Origin of the sequence: Gemmatimonas sp. (assembly GCF_044345575.1) — a bacterium.
Classification (GTDB): domain Bacteria; phylum Gemmatimonadota; class Gemmatimonadetes; order Gemmatimonadales; family Gemmatimonadaceae; genus Gemmatimonas.
In genome coordinates this window covers 1-3,250 of sequence record NZ_JBIJAW010000364.1, presented here as the reverse complement: position 1 = coordinate 3,250, position 3,250 = coordinate 1, and the positions used below count along the sequence as shown (strand labels likewise).

Here is a 3,250-nt window from a genome sequence, read left to right as displayed (position 1 = left end):
CGAACACGGAGATCGCCGAGGAAGGTGAGGACACAGAGAAAAGGCCAAAGTTTTTGGTCGTTCTCCGTGTCCTCACCAGCCTTTGTGAGCTCCGTGTGGACGCGTTCCATCCTCAAGGACGGCCGGAGTGGCAGGCGGACGCGCGAACACGGAGATCGCCGAGGAAGGTGAGGACACAGAGAAAAGGCCAAAGTTTTTGGTCGTTCTCCGTGTCCTCACCAGCCTTTGTGAGCTCCGTGTGGACGCGTTCCCTCCTCGAACACGGCCGGCAAAGCTACCGCGGGGCCAGCTCGGTCACCGCCGGCTGCATCGACTTCCACATTGTGGCGGCCACGATCTGCGCGCCCACCGCGTTGGGGTGAATCCCGTCGCCCTGGTTGAGCTTCGCCACCCCGGCCACTCCCTCCAGCAGGAACGGCCACAGCGGCACGCCGGTCTCCTTGGCCGCCCGCCCGTACGCCTCGTGAAACCGGCGCGTGTACGCCTGCCCCAGATTTGTGGGCGCTTCCATCTGCACCAGCGCCACCTTGGCCTCCGGCTGCTGCGCTTGCACCGTCTGCACCAGCTTCACGAGGTTCGCATAGGTGGTGTCCGGGTCTACGCCGCGCAGCCCGTCGTTGGCGCCCACCTCCAGCACCACCAGCGCCGCCGGCTGGTCGAGCACCCACCCGGCCCGACGCAGTGCGCCGGCCGAGGTCTCGCCGCTGAGCCCGGCATTCACGATCCGCACCGCCAACCCGAGCGAATCGGCCTTGTCCTGCAGCAGGGCGGGATAGGCCTGCTCCGGGGGCAACCCCAGCCCGGCGGTCAGGCTCGTCCCCAGCAGAACCACCCGAGGCACCGAGGCGGCGCCAGCCGCGGCCCGATTCGCACCCGCCGGTGTATTCTCCGCGGATCCTGAATCCGCCACGCGGCTCGCGCCGTTGGTTCCGGCAGCACCGCCGGTACCGCCCGCGTTACCGGACTCGCACGCTCCCAGCAGGCTCACGCCGGCCAGCCCCATCGCCATCGCGATGGCGCGCCACCGCGCGATGCCCTGCCCTCTCGTCTGCACTAATCCCTGCTCTCGCATGCTCGTTGCCCGTGGGTTGACCAAGGAATATCTGAGTGGCACGCAAAACCTGACCGTGCTGCGCGATGTGTCCTTCGACGTGCCGGCCGGCGCCTTTGTTTCCATCGTCGGCCCATCCGGCAGCGGCAAGACGACCCTGCTCGGCTTGCTCGCCGGACTGGATACCCCGTCGCGCGGCACGGTGTCCCTCGATGGCGCCGACTTCGGCAGCCTCGACGAAGATGCCCGCGCCCGCCTCCGCGGAGAGAAAGTTGGGTTCGTCTTCCAGAGCTTTCAATTGATCCCCACCCTCACGGCGCTCGAAAACGTGCAGGTGCCGCTCGAACTGGCCGGTCGCGTGAGCGTGCGCGAAGCCGCCGCCCGGGCCGCCGACCTGCTCGCCCGCGTGGGACTCGGCGACCGCACCCATCACTTTCCCCAGCAGCTCTCCGGCGGGGAACAGCAGCGCGTGGCGCTCGCCCGCGCGTTCGTGAACGAACCGAAGATCCTCTTCGCCGACGAACCGACGGGAAATCTCGACGGCGCCACCGGCGAGCGCATCGTGCAGCTGTTGCAGGAACTCAACCGCGAACGCGGCTGCACCATTGTACTCGTCACGCACGATGCCGCGCTGGCCGCTCGCACGCAGCGCACCATCCGCCTGCGCGACGGCGTGATCGTGGAAGACATCCGCCACGACCACCCCACGCCGGCGGCCGGCGCCCCCGCTCTCGAGACGGCATGACCACGCAGGCCCTGCTCCGTCTCGCCTGGCGCGAAAGCCGATCGGCCCGGCGCCGCCTGGCGCTCTACATGTCGTCCATCGCCTTCGGCGTGGCGGCACTCGTGGCCATCGACTCCTTCGCCGGGAACGTCACCCGCTCCATCCGCGAGCAGTCGCGCACACTGCTCGGTGGCGACCTCGCGCTGTCGGCACGGGCGCAGTTCCCGGCCGTGGTGGATTCGCTGGCCGACTCGCTGCGCACGGCCGGCGTGCCCTCGTCGCGCGTCACGACCTTTGCCTCCATGGCGCTGGCCGAGCCCTCGGGCGGCACACGGCTCGTGCAGGTGCGCGCGGTCTCGCCGGGCTATCCGTTCTACGGCGCCATCGAAACGGTGCCGGCCAACGGCTGGTCGCGTGTGCACGACGACTCCGTGGTGTTCGTCGACGCTTCGCTGCTCATCGCCCTCGACGCCAAGGTGGGCGACCACCTCAAGCTGGGACAGCAGCAGTTCACCATCGGCGGCACCCTCGGTAACGTGCCCGGCGACGCCGGCATCACCGCGGTCATCGGCCCGCGCGTGTACGTGTCCGACCGGTGGCTGCCGCAAATGGGGCTACTGTCGTTCGGCAGCCGCGCCGAGTACGAGCTGGTACTCAAGCTGCCCGCTGCGCTCGAGGCGCCCAAGCCGGCCGCGCAGGTGGCGCGCTCGCTGCGGAGGCGCATCGACCCGGCCGAAGCGACGCGCCTCGAAGCGCTCGAAGCCCGCGGCGAACGCGAGCGCAACGCGCCGGGCGGTGAGGGCGAGGAACAGCCGGACAGCAGCGCGCGCAGCGCGAGCGACAGCAGCGCGCGCGCTGCAGCTCTGGCGCCGCGCGTGCGCGTCCGCGTGCGCACTGTGGTCGATACCGAACGCGAGTTCACGCAGGCCGTCGCACGGCTCGCCGACTTCCTCAGCATCATCGGTCTCATCGCGTTGCTCTTGGGCGGTATCGGCGTGGCGAGCGGCGTGAACGCGTTCGTGTCGTCGAAGATCGACACCGTGGCTGTGTTGCGTTGCCTTGGCGCCACCAGCCGCCAGGTGCTCGCGCTGTACGTGGTGCAGGCCGCAACAATGGGGCTCGTGGGCGCCACCGCCGGTGCTGCGCTCGGCATCGCCGTGCAGTTCCTGCTGCCGCGCGTGATGGGCGACTTTCTCCCGGTGGATGTCACCATCGCCCTCGAACCCATTCCGCTGCTGCTGGGTCTCGCGACGGGCGTGTGGGTGTCACTGGTGTTCGCGCTGCGTCCGTTGCTGGCGCTGCGCCGCGTGTCGCCGCTGCAGGCGATTCGCCGCAACGCCGATCCCGCCGCACTGCCGAGCGAGTGGAAGGACGTCGCGCGGCTCGTGGTGGATGCCCTGCTCGTGGGCAGCATCGTGGCCATCGTGCTGTCGCGTGTGGAGTCGTGGCGCGATGGCCTTGCGATGACCGGTGGT

Annotated in this window: 3 protein-coding genes; 2 read left to right on the top strand and 1 reads right to left on the bottom strand. The window is 69.5% G+C overall.

The features are described from left to right. Positions 1-274 precede the first annotated feature (274 nt). Positions 275-1,054 (bottom strand): arylesterase, encoded by a 780-nt coding sequence (locus ACIQ6O_RS15185; RefSeq protein WP_396208622.1) that lies wholly within the window; start codon positions 1,052-1,054, stop codon positions 275-277. A gap of 16 nt (positions 1,055-1,070) precedes the next feature. Here ACIQ6O_RS15185 and ACIQ6O_RS15180 point away from each other — a divergent pair, with 16 nt between their 5' ends. Together ACIQ6O_RS15180 and ACIQ6O_RS15175 are read left to right on the top strand one after the other, a co-directional pair. Further along, positions 1,071-1,796 carry an ABC transporter ATP-binding protein gene (locus tag ACIQ6O_RS15180; protein WP_396208621.1) on the top strand — a complete coding sequence of 242 codons (726 nt, stop codon included), beginning with the start codon at positions 1,071-1,073 and terminating at the stop codon, positions 1,794-1,796. After that, the coding region (locus ACIQ6O_RS15175) for an ABC transporter permease (protein ID WP_396208620.1) at positions 1,793-3,250 on the top strand (1,458 nt) is incomplete at its 3' end. The genes ACIQ6O_RS15180 and ACIQ6O_RS15175, both read left to right, overlap by 4 nt.

Coding starts and splice junctions, on each gene's coding strand:
- ACIQ6O_RS15180 (WP_396208621.1), top strand. CDS start 1,071: ATGCTCGTTGCCCGTGGGTTGACCAAGGAATATCTGAGTGGCACGCAA.